This window comes from Salegentibacter sp. 24 (assembly GCF_004362395.1).
In the GTDB taxonomy this organism is placed as follows: domain Bacteria; phylum Bacteroidota; class Bacteroidia; order Flavobacteriales; family Flavobacteriaceae; genus Salegentibacter.
The window spans coordinates 193,374-215,195 of the sequence record NZ_SNWE01000003.1 but is presented as its reverse complement, the minus strand read 5'-3'; the positions used below and the strand labels follow the sequence as shown (position 1 = coordinate 215,195).

General features: G+C 38.2%; 8 protein-coding genes and 1 pseudogene. 2 read left to right on the top strand and 7 right to left on the bottom strand.

The annotated features are described in order from the left end of the window. Position 1 precedes the first annotated feature (1 nt). From DET49_RS03405 to DET49_RS03375, 7 genes are all read right to left on the bottom strand, one after another. Positions 2 to 1,261 (bottom strand): BNR repeat-containing protein, encoded by a 1,260-nt coding sequence (locus tag DET49_RS03405; protein ID WP_243729506.1) that lies wholly within the window; start codon positions 1,259 to 1,261, stop codon positions 2 to 4. Positions 1,262 to 1,338: 77 nt separating this feature from the next. After that, the gene (locus DET49_RS03400; protein ID WP_133546740.1) at positions 1,339 to 4,728 is read right to left on the bottom strand and encodes a VCBS repeat-containing protein; all 3,390 of its coding nucleotides are present in this window, start codon (positions 4,726 to 4,728) and stop codon (positions 1,339 to 1,341) included. A 129-nt stretch (positions 4,729 to 4,857) separates the two neighbouring features. After that, the gene (locus tag DET49_RS03395) at positions 4,858 to 7,980 is read right to left on the bottom strand and encodes a glycoside hydrolase family 2 TIM barrel-domain containing protein (RefSeq protein ID WP_133546739.1); all 3,123 of its coding nucleotides are present in this window, start codon (positions 7,978 to 7,980) and stop codon (positions 4,858 to 4,860) included. A 43-nt stretch (positions 7,981 to 8,023) separates the two neighbouring features. Continuing rightward, positions 8,024 to 10,429, bottom strand: a complete 2,406-nt coding sequence (locus DET49_RS03390) for a glycoside hydrolase family 2 TIM barrel-domain containing protein (protein WP_133546738.1) — start codon at positions 10,427 to 10,429, stop codon at positions 8,024 to 8,026. A gap of 7 nt (positions 10,430 to 10,436) precedes the next feature. Continuing rightward, positions 10,437 to 12,023: a glycoside hydrolase family 30 protein gene (locus tag DET49_RS03385; RefSeq protein ID WP_133546737.1), complete on the bottom strand. Its 1,587-nt coding sequence runs from the start codon at positions 12,021 to 12,023 to the stop codon at positions 10,437 to 10,439. 146 nt (positions 12,024 to 12,169) lie between these two features. Continuing rightward, the gene (locus DET49_RS03380; protein WP_133546736.1) at positions 12,170 to 13,861 is read right to left on the bottom strand and encodes a RagB/SusD family nutrient uptake outer membrane protein; all 1,692 of its coding nucleotides are present in this window, start codon (positions 13,859 to 13,861) and stop codon (positions 12,170 to 12,172) included. A gap of 9 nt (positions 13,862 to 13,870) precedes the next feature. Then, entirely contained in the window at positions 13,871 to 16,969 is a 3,099-nt protein-coding gene (locus DET49_RS03375) for a SusC/RagA family TonB-linked outer membrane protein (RefSeq protein ID WP_208109609.1), read from the bottom strand. Positions 16,970 to 17,195: 226 nt separating this feature from the next. Between DET49_RS03375 and DET49_RS03370 the strand changes: the two genes are divergently transcribed. Together DET49_RS03370 and DET49_RS03365 are read left to right on the top strand one after the other, a co-directional pair. After that, positions 17,196 to 21,275, top strand: a complete 4,080-nt coding sequence (locus tag DET49_RS03370; RefSeq protein ID WP_133546735.1) for a hybrid sensor histidine kinase/response regulator transcription factor — start codon at positions 17,196 to 17,198, stop codon at positions 21,273 to 21,275. A gap of 73 nt (positions 21,276 to 21,348) precedes the next feature. After that, positions 21,349 to 21,575 (top strand): annotated as a pseudogene (locus tag DET49_RS03365) (transketolase C-terminal domain-containing protein). The last annotated feature ends 247 nt before the right edge of the window (positions 21,576 to 21,822 follow it).

Below are 21,822 nucleotides of genomic sequence, written 5' to 3'. Positions count from 1 at the left end.
GTTATTGCTTAGGAAGACTTTTAACCTCCAAAATTTTGACGGTTGTTGGTTTTTGTTCCGATAGGCCTTCACTATCCATCTGGCTGACTTCTTGGACAAATATGTGAAGTTCTTTCTCAAAATCGAATAACTGATGATCGTAATTGGGCTCCCATTTACCTACAGAGTATGATGTTATGTCATTTATTTTCCAGTTTTTTCCTTTACTGATGTTTTTGTGTGCAAGAGATATCCTGTTATTTCTTTCAGCATCGCGAAAAAGCAGATAAATATTTCCGGAATTCACCATGATTTCAGGTCTGGAAATTGGAATTTTTTTGGTTCCACCTCCACTAAGATCGAAACTGGTTTTTCTAAAAGCTGTATTTTCCATTTTCCATTTTCCTTCTTTAAGGTATATGACACGATATTGTGTTTTTCCCTTATCACTCCAGTAACTGGCAATATATGGGGTGCCCTGGTTGTCTACTGTCATTGAGGTCTGATTGATCAGATTGCTATTTTGAGGGATTTTCCATGCATACTCTGCCGTAGTAGCGGTAATGGGAAGTTCGTATTCCCTGCCATCAGATCTTTCCCATGTTTGCCCCTTATCTTTAGAAACAGCGTAGGCAAGATCATGATTTGTAGCGACATCCCAGGATTCTCGCCACACCCAAGAAAGATGTATGTGCCCATCTTTATCTACAGCAGCCTGCCAGTAAGCATTACGTCTATCCTCGCCATCAATGAGATTTTTATGAAGTTGAACCCACTCCCTGGTATTATTGTTGAATCGATTCAATACAAGGCTTCCCCTTCCAGACTGGCCCGAGCGGTACATAAATAATATATCTCCTCCCTGCAGGTTATAAAATTGCGGATAAGAAACTTTTTTTTCCTGCTTTTCGGTCATTTTAAGTTCATCTCCTAATTCGAGTCCGAAAGGAGTCCTGCTAATTGCATAGCGCAGACCCGTATTATGATGATCCCAACTTACATGGAGATAACCTTCCCCATCCAACACGATGCTTATAGCGTTGTGTGCATCCCGGCTATTTCCTGTATACCTGGTCTTATGAACTTGCCAGGTATTATCGCTTAAATTTCTTTTGGCAAGGACTAGGTTGCTATCATTGTCATAATAGGAAGTAAATTGATATTTATTGTTGGATGTAACCGCATTTTTCCTAAAAATCACCGTATTCACCGAATTTTTTGCCCAACCAGGCCCAATATCTGAGGTATCTATTTTTAATCCGGAGCATGAGTATAGGCTCATAAAGAATACTATGAGTAGAAAATTTTTCAAAGCATGATTTTTTTTAAAGTATAAAAGGGCTTCAGCAAAACAATTCATTATTTATTTCTCTGAATTTCATGTAGGCTTGCCCTGTCGTTGTTTCGTACAACAAGTAATCTCTTTTTTCCGGAGTTGAAATTAAGGATCTGTAAATCTCTAATATCACCTTCCAGCCAAAGCTTTTTGCCATCTTTTTGGTTTATTTTTAATGCACCATCTTCGTAATCCATCAGGGAGCCAAATGAAGCATCTATTTTTCCAATGCTCACTCTGAGGGGAAATAAGTTTCCGGCCGCCAGGATTTCCCGGGAGCCATCATTATTAAAATCTTCATATTCGAAATCCTGGATAACTGATTGCTGAGCCTCCAAAGGCAATGGGTTAATTTCGAATTTCCCATTTTCCTTATTTTCCAGAAAGGATGATTCAAGCGTTTTTATAGATAAGACCTTTTGAGGCGCTATACCTGCTTTATCTAATAATTGGGACATGGTAGTATTTGCATAAGTTTCATACCTTACAAAAAGTTTTTTTAAGGAGGGCACCTGGCCAAGAAGTTCATCCCTGCTCGGAAAAGGATAACTTTTTCCATCAATATAATAGGAAAGAAGCGGGTCTATTCGTCCATTATTATCGATATCCTGGATATGAAATTTCATAGGTTCTTCATTGGAAGCTCTGAATTGTGAATTCAATCCCCAGTTGCCACACAGAAAATCTATATCACCATCGTTATCAAAATCTCCAGATTTTAGGCTAAACCACCAACCATCGGTCTCTTTCAGTCCGTATTCAAAGGTTTTGTTAATTAGTTTACCCTGCTCATTTTTAAATATTGTTATCGGCATCCATTCTCCCGTGAGAATGAGGTCGGGCCATGAATCCTTATCGATATCCTTCCAGACGGCATCGGTGACCATTCCCGGTTTTTCCAGGCTCAAAACATCAGCAGAAGTAAAGTGCACCCGGCCTTTTGAAGTGTTATTGCGCAGAACCACACTTCGGGATGGCAGAGGATAATTCTTAGCATTCATTCGGCCGCCAATAAACAAGTCAAGGTCCCCGTCTTTATCAAAATCGGCAGATTTAACAACACTTCCACTGAATCTCATATCGGGCAGTGCATTTAAGGCAGTCGTAAAATTTCCATTTCCGTCATTAAGATAAATACGATCCTGGAAGTAATCAGTTCCATGGCCGTGTTCGGTGCCTCCGCTTACCAAGTAAAGATCCAGGTCATTATCCCCATCCGCATCAAAAAATAATGGAGAGATATCTTCCTGGTTCATATGAGTTTTATTTTCTTTCCAAGGCTGCAATGCCGTATTCTTTCTTAATTTACCATCATCCTCTCCAAAGTATAACTGACCGGGATTGCCACTGGCGTTACCAAAGAAGACATCATCATTCCCGTCACCGTTCACATCTCCTACTGCTGCTTTACCTCCAGACTTGGATAACTGATAAGGCAGTAATCCAGAATGATAAAAATCGATAAAATCATTTTCGGAATGAACAAAATCAAGATTTGCCTGCTGCGTTACATCTTTTAAAAGGTTCTTTTTAGGTTTTAATGGAAGAAAGTTGTTTTTTTTAATTGCAGAGGACTCCTTGATCACCAGAAGTTTATTGATTTTAGGAGCTGAGATTACTGACAACTTCCCGCTAGGCCATACAACTTTGATACTGGATACAGACTCTAGCTTTCCGAGCCCGATGGTGAGGATTGGCTCCATTGAAGACTGGTAGCCCCTTCCAAAGAAAGCTTCCTGATACAGGCTTTTTTTGCCGGGAAGGTCAATTATAATTTTAGAGCCTATTCCAAAAGAATTACCATTACTACCTTCCAGTTTTATTTTAAGGTAGTTGTTCTTAAACATTTTATCCTGGTTATTCTTATAGATTAGTGCTGGTTCATTATTGTTATTCACTACCAGATCCAGATCACCGTCATTATCCAGGTCGCCGTATGCTGCTGCATTGGAAACAGTTCTTTTTCCAAGCCCGAATTTATCGGCACTGTTGATAAACCTGTTATCACCCTTATTTTCGAAATAATAATTGGCGATTTTGGTAGATGGGATTTTACTGATCAGGGGCAGTAACGAAACTTCCTGATTTTTCGATTTTGCATTTCTTATAGTTTCATTTGCTGTATAATTTCTGAAATCAAGATTGCTGTAATCCCTTAGAAAACCATTGGTGACAAATATGTCTTTTAAACCATCATTATCATAATCCGCAATCAAAGGAGCCCAACTCCAGTCAGTATTTGAAACCCCCGAAAACTGTCCTATCTCGCTGAATTTCATGAGACTGTCGGGAGATAAACCCTGGTTTATTTGTAGTGTATTCCTCATATACTGGTAATGATAACCACTGTCTACTGCCGTTTTAAACCTGCTGTACTCATCAGGTCCCTGTAAAACTTTCTGTCGGTAATTATCCTCCGGAAGCATATCGGCTACAAAAATATCGGGGAGGGCATCATTGTTAATATCTGCAATATCAGATCCCATTCCAAACTTCGACAAATGACCAAATGCTGTATGTGACACTTCCCTGAAACTGCCATCTCCATTATTCAGATAACAGAAATCCTGTTCCTGGTAATCGTTGGTGACATATATATCAGGATACCCATCTTTGTTTAGGTCACTTATAGCAGCACTCAACCCGAAGTTAATACCGCTACCGTGAATTCCTGATCCTTCAGTTACCTCTACGAACTTATTATTGTTATTCTGAAAGAGCTTATTTCCAAAAAAAGGATGCCTCAAACTTCGAAGCCTTTTAGTATTGAAGAAGGCCGAATAGAATTTGTTGGCATGATTTAAAAGAAACATATCAAGGTCTCCATCAAGATCATAATCAAAGAAGTAGGCCTGGGTGGAAAAGGTACCAATAGCATCAAGTCCATATTCCTTTGCTTTTTCAGTAAAGCTTGGAATACCGTCAGAATCATTTCCCTGATTTATAAATAATTGATTAGCTCTCCCCGGATAATTTCGAATCACTGGTTTGTCAAATCCTTCCGCGGGTGCATTTCCTGAATATGATACATAGATGTCCAAACGTCCATCTCCATTTACATCGGCCATAGTAACCCCTGTTTTCCATCCCTTTTTTCCGCCTACACCGGTTTTTTTTGTGACCTCGTTGAAATTCCAATTTCCCTCATTGAGGTAGAGTTCATTTTTAACTGTATTTCCTGAAAAGTAGATATCACTATAACCATCGTTATTCAAATCTCCAATGGCCAGACCGCCGCCATTATAGAAATATTCATAGGTGAGCACATTGTTTTGTTCATTCTCATTTAATTGGTTTACAAATTTTACACCTGTTGCCAAAGAAGACTGCTCCTGAAAAAGTGTTTGTTTTTTACAATTGACACAAAGAATAGAAAAACCTAGTATGAAGAATAATTTTGAGAATTTTTGCATCCGGTGAAATCGGTTTTTAATTATCTAAACAAAACCCCCTTAAATATAAGAGGGTTTTAATTATTGTCCTGGTATTTAACAGAAAGTTTTCTATAGGAAATTAACTTTAAAGTTTAGTTTCAGGCAATATTATTCCATCAGTGATATATTGTAGGAGTACCTATAAGTGTTATCGAGTAACCTGTATTGCTTATGCGGTAGGGCACCCCAGCTATTATCTCCTCCAAGCCCTCTTTGTTTGAGGTCTACATGAAGGAAAACCTTGTCGAGTGGCTTTAAATCAGTGGGATGTCGCTGTGCTTTTTCTTTACCTGGATCCAACTGTTCTGTTGGAATGTTCAGGGCGCTAAATCCTAAAGGTTGGGCGCCTTCAATTTTTATACCGTGGCCGTCTTGATCGGTAAGTTTTAACCATCGTACATCTGTCTTGTAACCCGCTTCCTGAGGTCTAATGTAGGTCCAGGTGAACTGATCGGCAACCTTATCTTTATATCTGCCCATAAAGGATGCTGAATTCCTATCATTATAATTTTCCCAGGGACCTCTTCCATAATAACTTAAATTTTCATAATCTCCGGGAAGCACCATCCTCATTCCAAACCTTGGGATTTCCGGAAGCTTTTTTTCCTGTAGATCAATACTGGCTGTAACGTCTATACTGCCATTATTTTTAATCAAATAGGAAACTTGATAAGGGAAGGAAACGCTATCCGAAAGCTTATAACTGACAGTAATAGGTAAGCCCTTGTCTGTGATTTTTCCCAGTTCAACTTTTTCTACTTTTGCATAACTGGTGGCCTTCTTCCAAAAGATAAGCTTGGTAGGCATTCCATTACCAAAGTCGTTATCGGTTGGAGCACGCCAGAAATAAGGTTCGGGAAATTGCGATATTACTTTCGATGAGGTATTCTTAAAATTATACTTCTGAAATTTCCCTGTCTCAAGATTGAATTCTCCCGTAATTTTATCGGTGTGGAAACTGAGTAAATTATTCGTTATTGAATGCTTTAACTTTTCACTGACTGGCTCAGCGGATGAATTAAAATAATCATTTTCTCCAAGTTTGAACTGCCCCCTGGCGATCTCATGTTGTTCAGGTACCAGTTCTGAGGCTTCATCAGTATAGGCAAAAACATTTAAAAAATATTCTTTCCCCGCTTCTAACTGTGGAAGATCCAGGTTGATGTCTATTTGTTCATTTGGAGCAAGGCTCATTTCAAAATCTTCTTCTTCTACAACCTGACCATTTGCTAATAATTGCCATTCAAATTCATAGTGGTCCAGATTAGTAAAGTTAAACTTGTTGGTAAGCGTAAGGGTAGCCTTATCCTTGAGTTCAAACTTAATGTTTTGATAGACTTTCTTTACTTCATATAAAGCTGGATGGGGCTTTCTAGCTGCATTTACCAGACCATTTGCATTAAAGTTTTTGTCATTCTGAAGATTTTCGCCTCCAAGGTCACCCCCATAAGCCCAGTACATTTCGCCATCATCAGTATAGGCCTTAAGCCCTTGGTCTACCCAGTCCCATATAAAACCACCCTGCATATGATCACTGTTATTGATAATGTCCCAGTATTCCTGGAAATTCCCATTACTGTTACCCATGGCATGGGAATATTCACACATTATAAAAGGACGCTCAACGGTTTCATCACTGGCATATTCTGTCAAGTATTCCATGCTAGGATACATGGGCGCAACAATGTCGGTGTTTCGGTTTTCTCCAGCCTGCTCAAATTGTACAGGACGGGTTTTATCGTGTGCTTTTAGCCAGTCATATGCCTCATAAAATACCGGTCCATTTCCGCTTTCGTTCCCCATAGACCATATGATGACCGAAGTGAAATTCTTACTTCTTTCAAACATTCTCTTTATTCTGTCCATATGAGCTGGAGCCCATTCTTCCAGATAAGCAGGATGTTCTTCCTTATCAAACCTTCCCTGTAGTTCGGCACCCATTCCATGTGTTTCAATATTGGCCTCATCGACAACATACATCCCGTATTTATCGGCGAGCTTGTATAATTCAATTCCGTGGGGATAATGGCTCATCCTGATGGCGTTAATATTATTTCGCTTCATCAGCTTAATATCTTTAACCATGGTTTCAACATCAGGTACATGTCCCAAAGTACCATGGTGTTCATGAAGGTTTACACCTTTGACAGTAATTGGCTCGCCATTGACCATTAACTGTGCATCTTTAATTTCCACTTTCCTAAAGCCAGTCTTTCCTGAAACAACGCCTAGAGTTTTTCCTTTTTTGTCAGAAAGAGTGATTACATAGGTATATAGGTTAGGAAATTCTCCACTCCATTTTTCAACATTTGGTAGAAGCCTTGAAAACTGCACATTTTCCAATGAAGAAAGTTTCTTTCTTTCTTCGGAAAAGATCTTTTCGCCCTTGGGGCTAAGTAGTTCTACCTTTAAAGAGGGCTTTTTGATGTTACTGTCTTCAAATCTGCGAAGGTCTAAATTTACATTAAAAATTCCGTCTTCATATTCCTGACCAAGACTGCTCGATACCCGATAATCCCAAATAGTGGTCTTTGGCAATGCTTGAAGGTATACATCCCGTTCAATTCCACTTAAGCGCCAGAAATCCTGGTCTTCCAAATAGCTTCCATCATGCCATCTAAACACCTGTACAGCCAGTAAATTTTCTCCCTCTTTTAAAAAAGGTGTGATATCAAATTCGGCCGGTGTTTTAGAAGCTTTAGTCATGCCCACTTCCTTTCCGTTTACATAAATTTGGGCATAGCCAGAAATAGATCCAAAATGAAGAATAATCTCCTTATCATCCCAATTTTGAGGTAAATTGAATTGGGTCCGGTAACTTCCCACGGGGTTATAATCTCCATCAATAAAAGGAGGATTCTTAGGGTGGGGGTAAGTTACATTGGTGTAAATTGGAATATCATACCCCTGAAGTTCCCAGTTCGAGGGAACTTCAATCTCATTCCAGTTACTATCGTCAAGTTCTGGTTTAAAGAAATTTTCCGGGCGCTGAGAAGGATGTTTTACGATATCGAACTTCCATTTACCATTCAAACTTTTATAATATTGCGATGCTGTTTTATTAGCCTTTAATGCGGCTTCAGCATTCTTGTACAATATAAACTGGGAACGGGCATCCTCTTTATTTCTATCGAGAATTTTAGGATTCTCCCATTCATTTCGAGCTTGTTGAGCATTGCCGGTAAGCATGCCACCTAACAAACAAAGTACAATCAAAAAACTATTTTTCATTCTTATTTCTGAATCTATAGGTTGAATAATTAAATTTATTAGCTTATTTTTTCTTAATTCTTACTTCTTCTTTTTCGAGGTTTTCAGTATTGATGCTGATATTTAAATCTTCATCCGAAACTTTTGTAATTTGAAAATAAGCCCTGAGCTTACCTTTATAAGTTTTTCGTTTGTTTGCCTGAAGATTTTCATGACTGTCACGGTCACCACTTTCCAATGCTAATAATTTTGCAGGGCCTTCCACCTCAAACTCGATCACCTGGTCTTGATCAGTAACCTGGTTAGCGTTTTTGTCTACTAGTAAAAGGTCAAGGATGATAATTTCATCTTTCTTAGAGAAGGATTCTTTCGAGGTAGTTATCTCTAATTGAGAAGCATTACCGGAAGTTTCAATACTATATTGCGCTACCTCTGTTCCGTTATTAAAACCTACAACTTTAAGTTCGCCCTCTTCAAAAGGCACCTCCCAGGAAATCATATCTTCATTCGAGTAATTAGCTCTTTTCTTTCCCAGGGATGTATCGTTAAGAAATAATTCCACCTCTTCAGTATTGGAATATACCGTTATCCATTTGGTTTCTCCCTTACTTCCTGTCCATGATTCCTGAATATTGCGTCTTCTAAGAACATTTTCCTGGCTGTCGGTTATTCCTAGATAAACCATTGGGTCTTCGCTCCAAAGACTTTTTCTGAAATAAAAATCCGGTTTAGGTTTTCCGGCTAGATCAATTATCCCAGCGCCACTGCTTCTGTTAGGCCATTCCCTTGCCTCCCCCATAAAATCGAAGGCAGTCCATAAAAACTGGGAGGAGATAAAATCATTTTCAGTAACGGCATACCAAGCCTCCAGGGCATCTCCATTTTCACTTCCATAAATGACCCTGTCAGGATAAGCCTTATGATCCTCTTCATATCTAAATTCCTGGTAATTATAACCTACAATATCCAGTACTTCAGGATAGATTGTATAATTAGACATGGTAACACCGGCAAGGGCAGCTGTTATTGGTCTGGTAGTATCATAAACTTTTGCGCTCATGGCAAGCTCATTAGCTAACTTTCCTAAATGGGAAACTGGTGGATTATCTGGTTGATATCCTTTTCCGTAGATCTGTGGATTACGACCTTCATCTAAAACTGGATGACTATATGGATCGTTAGGATAATCAATCTCGTTGCCAATACTCCACATAATAATAGAAGCATGATTCCGGTTTCTTCGAATCATATCCTGAACATCGCGCACTCCCCATTTGGAAAATTCTTTATGTGAACCGTCGTTTCCGGGAGTTCCAACATTCCAACCGGTAATCCATTTGTTTTTTCCAAATTCCCATTCGTCAAATGCTTCATCCTGAACAAGAAATCCCATTTCATCTGCCAAATCATAAATATAATCCTGATGTGGATAATGGCTCATTCTTATGGCGTTTGCACCCAGTTCTTTTAGAGTTTCTAATCTCTCGCGCCAAACCTCCTTAGGAACTGCAGCTCCCAAAGCACCGGCATCATGGTGAATACATACACCTTTGATAAGCATATTCTCCCCATTTAAAAAGAATCCCTTGTCAGCATCGAAGCGGAAATCCCTGAAGCCGACTTTTTCTTTCCAGTAATCTGCTAGTTGCCCCTCTTTAGTGATCCTTACTTCCATATCATAGAGATTTGGCGAGTTTGGAGACCAGAGCTCAGGATTTGATATCTCTAAATCAAATTCCATATAGTTCTCCTTTCCTGGTCTTAGCATCAAATTTCTTTGCTCCTTAGCGACAACAGAACCAGAGATGTTTTTTAAAAGTATTTCTATAGTGGACTTAACTTTTTTAGAGGTTTTATTTTTAACTTCAACAGAAACTATAGATTGTGCCAGTTCCTCATTTACCTTGGGTGTTTGGAAGAAGACTCCCCATTGTGCAAAGTGAATCGGGTCCTGAGTTAAAAAATATACGTTTCTGTATATCCCTGAACCAGTATAATATCTGGAGTCGGCATAATCCGTATGGTCGGCCTTTACCAGGATAACATTTTCTTCAGCATTTAAATAGGGGGTAAGGTCATATTGAAAAGGAATAAAGCCATTGGGTCGTTTCCCTAAGTAATGACCGTTGATCCAAACCTCTGAGTTTTTATAAACCCCATCAAAGTAAATAGCATATTGGATGCTATCATTATAATTTTCCAGATCAAATTCCTTTTTATACCAGCCTATACCTCCGGGAAGAAAGCCTGTCCCACTAGCCCATTTGGAATTGAAGGTTTCCTGGATACTCCAGTCATGAGGAAGGTCTACATTTTTCCATTCGGGGCTGTCCAGGACAATGCTGTCCCCTTTGTGAAAAGACCAGCCATCATTAAACAAAGATTTTCCTTTTTGCTGAGCAAATAGGGCTGAACTGATAAAAAGTAAGAAAAATAGGGGCGATAAATTTTTAAAACTTATTCTTTTCATGGCTTATTTATTTGTATATCAAGGTAGTAATCGATCTTTTTGGAATGCTAATCGAACCTTCCTCCATAAGATCTGTTTCTTGAAGATCTTTAGTTGCAGAGGTGACGTAAGCTTTTAGATCGCCAAAATCTTCAGTCTGGTCTTCTAAATTAATAGGAAGGTCTTCATGCTTCGAATTGATTACTACCACAACTTTCTCCCCTGTTTCAGGATTTTTATAGGCTGAAAATAGAAAGTCTTTATTTGAATTGGAGGAGCTTATATCAATTCTTTGGAATCCCGGTCGAATAAACCGGCTGAAATTACCCAGTGCCCAAAGCATTTTACTTTCGTAGAAGTTTCCGTCCTCTTCATTTTTATCAACATAGATCAGGCCGTCCTTATAATCATACGGGGAAATAGCAAGCCACCAATGCCAGGCGGAAGCATTGGAAACGGTTAAGTCACTATGGATTACCCGGGCAATATATAAAGCGGGATTTATTCCTAAATCTCTACCACTACCTTCAATTTCTCCAGCATTGTCTCCAAGGATGCAGTATTCAGACATCCAGTATTTTAAACCCGGAATGCTTTCAATTTCTGAATTTAATTTTTGTCGGGTAGAAACCATAGCCGAATATGGGGAGGTAGTAAAATAGCTGTGTCCAGTAATAGCATTTCCTACCAGTTGAAGATCGCCTATATAATTATCAGATGAGGAATTAAAAAACTCATTGATCTGCTTTGACCTTCCAGGTTTATTTCCTTCTTCGTATAAATAATTTATCTGTCCGGCCTCGGAAAGATCTATAGAAGTGGTAAGGTTCCTCTGGATTAGTTCCTGATTTAAATTTTTTACAATTCCGGCAATTTCGTTATTCCAGAAAGGAGTTCCTTCCTGACCTCCTGTCCAGTCCCATTGAGGTTCATTCACCGGACTTATGTAATCAACCTCTAATCCCTTTTCTGCCATTGCTTCAATAACATCAGCTAGATATGTTGCAAAATCATCATAGTTTTCTGGGGCAAGATTTGAAAGGTTAGGGTCACTGGTAAAGGCTTTATTATTTCTAGTAATTGTTACCGGAGGACTGTTAGTGAACACCAATAACTTTTCAACATTTCGGGTTTTCGCTGCGTTTGCGAACCAAACCTGACCAGTCATTTTATTCCAGTCATATTTTCCGGTTTCAGGAACTATGAAGGATTCACCTCTTCTCCAGGGGTCAGAAATGCCACTGGAAGATCCCTGGGCAGCACTTCCCGCTCCCAGATTATACCTCCATAAAGATAAGCCGATACCCTTTGGGTTGCCCTGTTCATCACGCTCCTTACTGAATAAAAGATCGGCCATGGCATCCTTCTTAGCCTGCGGCCATTTTCCCACAAATTGAGTAGACCAGGCATCACTGGCTCCAAAGTTATCTATGGTTTGATAGGTGATATTATCCTTTATTACTAATTGCCTTGCTGTAGTTTCAACCGTAGGGTTGTTTTCTGGCTGATCCAAATTGTCACTGTTTTCCTGGCAGGAAATACAACTTGCAAAAAGAGAAACAATAGAAAAATTGAATAGAAGTCCTTGTAAAAATAAATGTTTTTTAATTTTCATTCGAAAGAATAAGAGTGATACTAGATTAGTAATCAAAACTTCTATGAAAAGAAGTTTGCCTGTAAATTAGTTTTTAGACTGCACCCGGATATAAAGAACCGGGTACAGTTTAAAAACACACACACTATTGAAATAAAACCTAAACTTTAGTTATAACCAGGGTTTTGTTCTAACTGGTTATCTGAAGCTAAAATTTCGGAACGAGGAATCGGTAACCAGTAATGCTTTTCTTCAAAACTACGCCCTTCCAGAGCGGTTTTAACCTCATACGAGAGCGTACCGTCATCATTTTTAGTGATTGTAATACCCTGGGCAGGTTCATTTGCAGTTTCATCAGCGATCAACCAACGTCTAACGTCATAAAAGCGATGTTCTTCAAAGGCTAATTCAATTCTCCTTTCATGACGTATCCTTTCTCTCATTTCCGACTGTGAGAGACCTTCCGAAAGAGGAGGCATCCCCGCTCTTTCCCTTATTTTGTTAACTGCTGCATAAACCGATTCATCAGGACCAGTGGCTTCATTCTGAGCTTCAGCGTAATTCAATAATATTTCAGCATATCTTATATAAATCCAATTCTGTATTCCGGCAGCTCCCCAAGGATTCTGAATAGGCAAATCCTCATCAATAAATTTTCTAAGATAATACCCACTTTTACTGGTGTTCCAGTTGGCCGGTCCATCCTGACTATCCAAACCTCCTGGGACAAAAGTCTCAACTTTTCTTCCTCTATACTCTGCACCGTTGTATAATATGGTCTCATAAAATCGTGGATCACGGTTTTCATAAGGTTCTGCAGCTTCTTCTGGATCACTCCAGTTGAATTCACTACCATCTACCATTTCATAATCATCAACAAGGTTCTGTAATGGTACATTTCCACCCCATCCACCATAACCATTGGGTCCATTAGCGATCTCAAGGTGAGTGTGCAACTGGTTGAGGTTATAATATCTGGCAAAAATAATTTCGCTATTAGAGCCGGGAGTTAAGAAAAGTTCACTGTAATCAGGATATAAGCTGTAAATTCCCAGATCCATAACTTCTTTTGCAGCCTGAGCGGCTTGAGACCACTTTTGAGTATCAGAAGAACCTTCTGAATAAAGAGGGCTGGCGGCATAGAGCAGTAATCTTGATTTTAAACCCATTGCAGCGCCTTTAGTGGCACGACCTTCCTGCCAGTCTCCACTGTTTTGAAGAGGTAAGCCTTCTATGGCGAGGTTTAATTCACTCACGGCATAATCTATTCCTTCCTGTATGGAGCTCCTCTCAAATAATTCAGGGTCTGAAAAATCATTACCAAGTTCAGCTACTCTGTCTCCAACTAAAACTACACGGCCATAATTTCTTATAAGGTCATGGTAGCGATAGGCGCGTATGAAATGTAATTCCGCTTTCAGAAGATCTTTGTGGGATTCACTCATTTGTATATCATCGATATTGGTTAAAGCGTAATTTACCTCTCTAATGCTTCTGTAGCTTCGTCCCCAAAAGGTGCCGGCTATTCCGGTGTTTTCAGGTGACAGCTGTCCCTGCTGAATTACCCAGGTATTATCATCGTTGTTATAGATAGATTCATCGGTAAGGGAGCTCCATAAGGCATATTCGAATCCCCGGCCAAATCCGGGTAAACTTCCATCACCTTCTTTATTGGTAAGACGAATTCCGAGATATCTGTTGATTACAAATGCTTCAAAAAGAGTAGAATCTGTGAGGATTGCGGCATCTGAAACGCGATCTGTTGGTGTGATTTCAAGAAAATCCTTTTCGCATCCCGTTAATAATATACTCCCTAAAAAGGCAGCATATATTAATTTAATGTTGAATATTTTTTTCATAGTATATTTTTAGAATTGAACATTTAATCCAAGGTTTATAATTCTTTGTTGCGGATAGAACTGTCCACTTTCACTGAAGCCTTCGGGGTCATAATCTTCTACTTCTGTAAAGGTTAGAAGGTTAAAAGCACTGGCATAAACTCGGGCATTTGATAAAGAGAATCTTTCCATCCAATCTTCTGGAAAAGTATATCCTAATTGGATATTTTTTAATCTAACAAAGGCATTATTATCTAACCAAAAATCATTTCTGTATAATCCACCACTTATGGCAGAAGAGGACCTTTCACTTACCCTTGGATAAGTTCCTTCCGGATTATTTGGACTCCAGCGGTTATCTGCCCAACTGCTGTAAAAATTACCTACTGTTCCAGACTCTGGAAGTACGTATTGTCTAACCTGGCCCTGCCCAGCCAATACGGCTGATAAGTCAATTTTCTTATAATTTGCACTAAAAGTAAATCCAAAAGTTATTCTAGGTATATTCCCGTATTTAGTCCTATACTGATCGTCTGCCGTTATTTCTCCGTCACCATTTAAATCTTCAAAAATAAGATCTCCTGGTCTGGCTCCTGGAACGGAGGGGGTATTTTCAATTTCTTCTTCACTTTGGAAAATACCAAGCGTTCTATATAATAAGTAAGTATTCAAAGGTCTTCCGGTTTGTTTTTGATAATCCGGTATTCCTGATGCTTCATCAATGAATTGAATTTCATTTTCTGCATAAGTGAAATTACCGGATAAGTTGAAATCAAAAGCACCTTCGCTTTTATGCTGATATCCAAGGCTTGCTTCAAACCCATGACTATTTACAGCTCCGATATTTTCAGCGGGTACAAGTGTTTGGGCATCATATGGGTTTACAATTCCGGTAACACCTGGAATTGAAGCATTTCTATTGATTAAAATATCCGTTCTATCTTGTTTGAAATAAATCAATTCAGTATTAAAATGGTCCAACCAGCTGGCATTTATTGCAATATCAGTTTTCTTGGCAACTTCCCACGTAATGTTAGGGTTAGCCAATCTGGTAAGGTCAATTCCTGTAACTACTTGGTTTCCTATTACATAGCTATTGTTGAAAGAGTAGTTGTCATAGTATTGAAACTGGCCTATATTATCATTTCCTAAGCGTCCATAAGAAGCACGAAATTTCAGGTCATCAAAGAAATCTATATTAAACCATTCTTCCTCTGTAATTCTATATCCTGCAGAAATGGATGGGAAATAACCAAATCTATTGCCTTCAGGGAAATTTGAGGAACCATCAACTCTCATCTGTAGTTCAGCCAGGTATTTTTCCTGAAAATCGTAAGCAATTCGACTTAAAAAGCTCTGTCGGGTAAAATTAAAGCTATAACCATAATTGTCTCTGTCCGTTGCTGCAGGGCCTCCTTGTGAAAGCTCTGGTGTTTGGGTGGTGGGAAAATGAATTCTACTGGCGCCCATGGTATGCGACTTGGTTTCACTTTGTTCGTAGCCTATGAAGGCATCGATACTATGCCCATTAAATTCATTTTGATAGTTCAATTTAATGTTTGCCACAGTTTGAGATTCATTATAATGTTCTTCGTCCAGGGAAGCCTGCTGATCGGGGCCACCTCCAACTGTAATCTGTTCGTAAACGTCATTAGCTCGATTATAGTTGTAAAGTATATAAGGTGTTCTGAAATTTCGTATACGACTTGAAAGTTCATCCACGGAAAAGAAACCATCAACGGAAAGACCTTCTAGGAAGGGGAGTTCATATTCTGCGCTCAAAATACCATTGAATACATAACGTGGATTTTCATTAATTCCCCCCATATCAGTAGCTAAGACAGCCGGATTGGCGTTTTCAATCCCTGTTGATGGATTTCCATTAGGGTAGAAAGCTGGGATAGTTGGATAAGCCCGATAAATAGACCTAAATATAAATCCTGCACCTTCTGTCGGGAATTGCCGATCTTCTTTTCTTCCAGAAAGAGATAGTCCAACATTAAATCGGTCACTTATGTCTACATCTATATTGGAACGAAGATTATATTGATCGTACTGAGTAGCACCATTCTCATATAAGCCTTCTTGAGAGGTCTTTCCTATAGAGAAAAAATAGTTCGTGTTTTCACCGCCCCCTCTAATATTCAGGTTATGCTGAGTTTGCACTGCGACATCCTGAAGCGTTATTTCAGCCCAATTGGTATTAGGGTAGTTTAGAGGATCTGATCCACTTCTAAATAATTCAATTTCACTATCATCATAAATTTGGTTTAAACCTCCATCAGGATTGTTGTAATACGCGATTTCATTTCTTATTTGAGCGTAAGTCGCAGCATTTGCCATATCCGGGAGTCGGGTTGGAGAAGATAAACCTATGTCAAATTTGTATGAAATTAGAGGCTTGGAATTGTTTCTTCCCCTCTTGGTTGTAATTAGAATAACACCATTGGCAGCCCGACTACCGTAAATGGCTGCCGAGGCATCTTTAAGAACTGTCACACTCTCAATATTCTCAGGAGATAATCGTGATAGACCTCCCACTTGACCGGGTACACCATCAACAACCACAAGAACATCATTGTTCCCCGTGGTGGCAAGCCCTCTAATTAGGATGGATGAATCATCATAACCGGGTTCTCCCGCACGATTAGTGGTAATAACCCCAGACATTCTTCCAGCAAAGGAGTTGGATAAGTTGGGTTGTGGACTTTTTGCCAAAGCTTCTCCTTCTACTTCGGAAATAGAACCAGTTAAGGTGGCGCGTTTTTTTCCTCCATATCCGACCACAACAATTTCATTTAATGCCTCCTGGTTAGGTTGAAGGCTAATCTGAAAAGAGCTTTGGTTATTAATTGGGATTTCCTGAGTCACATAACTAATAAAGGAAACCACCAGTACCTTATCTTCTGGGTTCTCCACTAACAGTGAGAAATTCCCATCCATATCGGTGGTAGTTCCATTGGATGTGTTTTTCACAAGGACTGTTGCACCTGGCAGAGGTAAACCTGAATCATCAGATACCACACCAGTAATTTCCTGTTGCTGTGCAAAAAGGAATGTAGTGAACATTAAGAAAAACGCAGAAAGAAATTTCTGGGATTTTTCCGATTTTAATAAAATTTTCAACATACTCTTTAGCTTTTAATTAGTCAGTTTAGTAATTAATGTCAATTTGATTTTTAGAAATCGATTTCGTGAAATAAGTTTCGTAAAAGTCATTGCACAATTTTCGTGATTTGTTAAGAAAATGTTAGGGGGTAAAATGTTAAATGATAGGGGGTAAATCGGTCAATTGCTTATTATTCCATTTATTAGCGGTATATTTTCTATTATTTCAAAATTTTAATACCTCTAAATGAAGATTCATTATTTATTTGTTTTTCTATTTATTTTTAGAGTTTTCTTCTTGGTTGGACAAGATCAAAAAGCCGAAAATAGATTATTAGCGGATAACTTGCATTTTCATCTCTTGGATGTTTCTACAGGTTTATCGCATAATTTTATTAATGATATCAAACAGGATTCCCTGGGTTTTATATGGATAGCTACAATTGATGGCCTAAATCGTTATGATGGAAGTGAGTTCCTCCATTTTAAAAAGGATTTTGAATCACCAGATAATGGGTTGGCAAATAATTATATTCAGCAATTGAAAATTATGAATAGTGATGAGCTGTTGATAGCCACTGACGGTGGACTAGCGATTTACAACCTTGTCAAAGATGATTTTCGAATGATAAATACTGAGGATGGACTGCTCAACAACAGTGTAAGTTCTATTGGGGTTGGCCCAGATGGTAAAATGATCATTGGAACTTATCGAGGGGGAATTCAATTTGCCAGTGATAATTGGAACTTTAAATTTCCACAGGAAAAATTTTTACATAATATTAATCTTACCTCAAATGAAATTTCTTCTATACAACTGCAACATGATAGCTTATTATGGATTGGCACATATAATAATGGGCTAAATAAAATCAATCTTAAAGACGGAAAGGTTACCCATCTTTTTACCAAAAATAATTCAGAGAAACCGGCTGTTATAAATAGTTTATATGAGGATAATGAAGGTAATTTATGGATAGGTACCCGAGATGGGCTTCAGGTTATCACAAGTCAGAATGATACTATTCGTCTCGGTGCTACCACCTCTGTAAAAACTGGTTTAAGTGATGATGATGTCCTGTGTTTTGAGGAAGATCAATGCGGTAATATGTGGATTGGGACAAGAAACGGAGGGCTTAATATAATTAGTAAATTTTCTTTGCTTGATGACGATCCTCGTCTCGAGCTCCAGTGGTATACTCCCAGAAGTGATGGAAGCAGCGTTTTTAACCGTACGGTTTCCGTCATTACTATGGATAGGGATCAAAATATGTGGATTGGGACCCCTACCGGAATTAACTATGTCAATCCAAAGGGAGAACCCGTTAGACTTTTAAGACATAATAAAGACGAAAAATCCATTAGCCACAACCGAATAGGGGCGTTGGCAAAGAGTAACAACGATAAAATTTGGATTGGCACGGATGGAGGAGGTCTTGATTTATACGATCCCCGTACCGGTAATATTGATAATTACAGTCATGTTGAAGGAATAAAGCATAGCTTAAGTAATAATTATATTCTCTCTATTCTTGAGGACAGTAAGAAGAGAGTTTGGGTAGGAACTTATCAAGGAGGTTTAAATAAGTTAGATACCGGCACGGGTAAATCCAAACATTATCTTCAAGGTGCTGTTTCAGAGGGTAGTGATGTAAGAGTGATTTACGAATCAGCTAATGGCACGATATGGGTTGGGACAAACCGAGGGGGATTATATAAATATATTGAAAGTAAAGACAGGTTCAATTATATCGCAACCCTGGGAAAGATTGATATACGATCTATAGACGATGATCAGTGTGGAAATTTATGGCTTGCTACATTTGGATCGGGACTGATAAGTTTTAATCCAGACAGTGGTGAGTTTAGTAATTATAACAAGGAGAATACAAAAGGGATTAATAGTGATATACTTTTTTCGGTTCTGGCACTCGATGGAGAAATTTTTGCAGGAACAAGATATGGGGGGTTACTTCAGTTTAATCCAAAATCAGAGCAAGTATTAAGTTTTACTGAAAGAGATGGGCTAAGTAATAATACCGTAAATAGTCTTGTTCAGGAAGATTCATCGTATATTTGGATGGGTACTTATAATGGAATTAATCGTTTTAATCTCCGCACAAATGAAGTGCTAGACATTTCTTCCCTAAATAACATCCAGGCAGGAGAATTCAATATAGGTGCAGCTTTACGAGTTTCTTCCGGGCACCTCTATTTTGGAGGTAATAATGGCTTGAATATTTTAAATCCAAATCATTTCAGCACCTTAGAAAATGAATACCCTATACTATTTAAGGGTTTAAAAGTTCTTAACAAACCCATCAAGATCCATGAGAAGGAGAGAAATGCTATCCTAAGCAAAACTATGCTCTATCAGGATGAAATTAAGTTGAAGCATAATCAAAATTCATTTTCAGTCGAATTTGCAGCATTGAAGTACCCCGCAGCTCATAATCTGAAATATGCTTATAAACTCGAAAATTATAATGAATATTGGATCGAAGAACAGGAAGCAGGAGTGGCCAATTTTACCAGTGTGCCTCCTGGAGAATATACCCTGAAAGTGATGGCTAATTCTGGTTTAGGTGCCCAGAATATTAAGGAACTTAAAATTGTAGTTGCGCATCCTTTTTGGAGAACCTTTCCCGCTTATTTGTTATATTTTATCCTTATAGGCTTTCTGATTTGGATCACTTTTAATTATTACTCGGAAAGGTTGCATCTTAAGAACTCTCTTTTGCTTGAAAAGAAACAGCGTCAGTTAGAACATGATTTGAACGAAGAGCGTTTTCGATTTTTTACTGCATTTTCTCACGAACTTAAAACTCCTCTAACTTTGATTCTGGCTCCTGTAGAAAATATGCTATCTGAAAACCAGAATAAAAAACTAAAAAATGATCTTTTATTTATTCAAAGAAATGCCAAAAAGCTGCATCGCTCAATCAACAGATTGTTAGAATTTAGAAAAGCAGAAGAAGGTTTGAGCCAATTGAATAAAAGAGAGCATAATCTTTCAGGTAATTTGAAAAAGTGGGTGACAAACTACCTCCCCCTTGCCAGTGAAAAAAATATATCACTAGAGTATTCGTTACCAGCTGACAAAAAAATATTTCTTATAGACAAAGAGAAAATTGAAGTTATTGTGAATAATCTGCTGTCCAATGCGATAAAATACTGTAGAAAGGGAGGAGAAGTAAAAGTTATGTTGAGCTGTTATGAACATGAGTTTGAAATTTCAGTGAAAGACACGGGTACAGGAATTAATAAGGATGAATTATTACATATTTTTGATTGGTATTACCGTTCTAATTCCAATAGGAAGAAAACTGGGACAGGCATTGGATTAGGGTTATCGAGACGTTTTGCTGAATTGCATGGAGGGGATATTAAAGTAGAAAGTACCCCGGGAGAAAAAACAATTTTCACCTTGAGGATTCCTTCGGATCAAATTAAAGGAAATAAAAAAACACCTGTTGAAGTGGAAGAGGTGGTTGGAGAAAATGATTCAGTCTTCTTTGATCGAAGTAAATCTTCTAAACAAATAGCTAGTTTCAGTTCACGAGATAACAAACAACTTATTCTTATTATAGATGATAATGAGGAAATTTTAAGTTTTCTAAGCGGAATCTTTCAGGAGGAGTACGATGTGCTATATTCTAGAAATGGTCAGGAAGGTATTGTCAAAGCTTCGAACTATGTACCGGATATTATTATTTCAGATGTTATGATGCCGGAAAAAAATGGAATAGATTTATGTTCTGAATTAAAACAACAGGTTTCTACAAGCCATATTCCTATAATTCTTCTTACCGCAAAAGCAAACCTAGAAAGTATAAACCTGGGGTATGAGCAGGGTGCTGATGCTTATATTGTGAAGCCCTTTAATTCCAAATTATTGAAAACCAGGGTGAAGAATTTACTATCCAGCAGAGTGCGTTTACATCATTATTTTAAAAATGGAACCAAGGAGGATATTGAGCCTAAGGAGAAAGTTTCCAGCTTATTAAATAAAGAAAAAGAGTTTCTTTCTGAGCTTGACTTAATTGTGACAAAGCATATAGGAAAAGGGACAGATAATGTTGATTTGATTTCCAAGGATATAGGAATGAGCAGAACCTCTTTATATAGAAAACTTAAAGCAATTACGGGCTTAAGTATCAATGAATATATAAGAAATTTGAAGGTGGAAAGAGCAGCAGGGTTAATTAAAAATGAAAATTTCTCAGTTTCTCAGGCATCTTACGAAGTTGGTTTTAATAATATAAAATACTTTAGAAAAGTTTTTAAGGAAAAATACGGTAAAACTCCTAGTGAATTTAAATCTTAACAATAAGGGGGTTATCGGAATGATCAATATTCAAACTATTAAACCTTTAGATGAGCAGGCCATTATTAATTTGGTGAAGAAGACCGGATGCGTGGTAACTGCTGAAGAACATAATTCCTTGGCGGAGTTGGGGAGAGTGTTGCCCGTACCCTGGCAGAGAATCATCCAGCACCGCAGGAATTTGTGGCCACAAAGGATACTTTCGGGGAAAGCGGAACGCCTGAAAAATTATTCGAAAAGTATGGTTTAAATGCTGATGCTATTTTGAAAGCCAGTCTCAAAGTACTTAAGCGAAAATAAAGCCTTGATTTTTACTTTACCTTAAATCCGCAGGTAGTTAATTAGTGATTTTAAAATCTATTTTGTAGGGTGAATTTAAGGTTTTTTGTCTTCTGTTTTGGGTTATATTTTTACAAATTCTGTTATTTGGGTGTACTCATATCCTTATTTTGTTTTTTTTTAACCCCACTGTTTTTCCGTGAGTGAGATTGGCAACGAATAACGGTTTTAGGGCTATTAGCGCTGATACATGGGCATACCTTCCCCA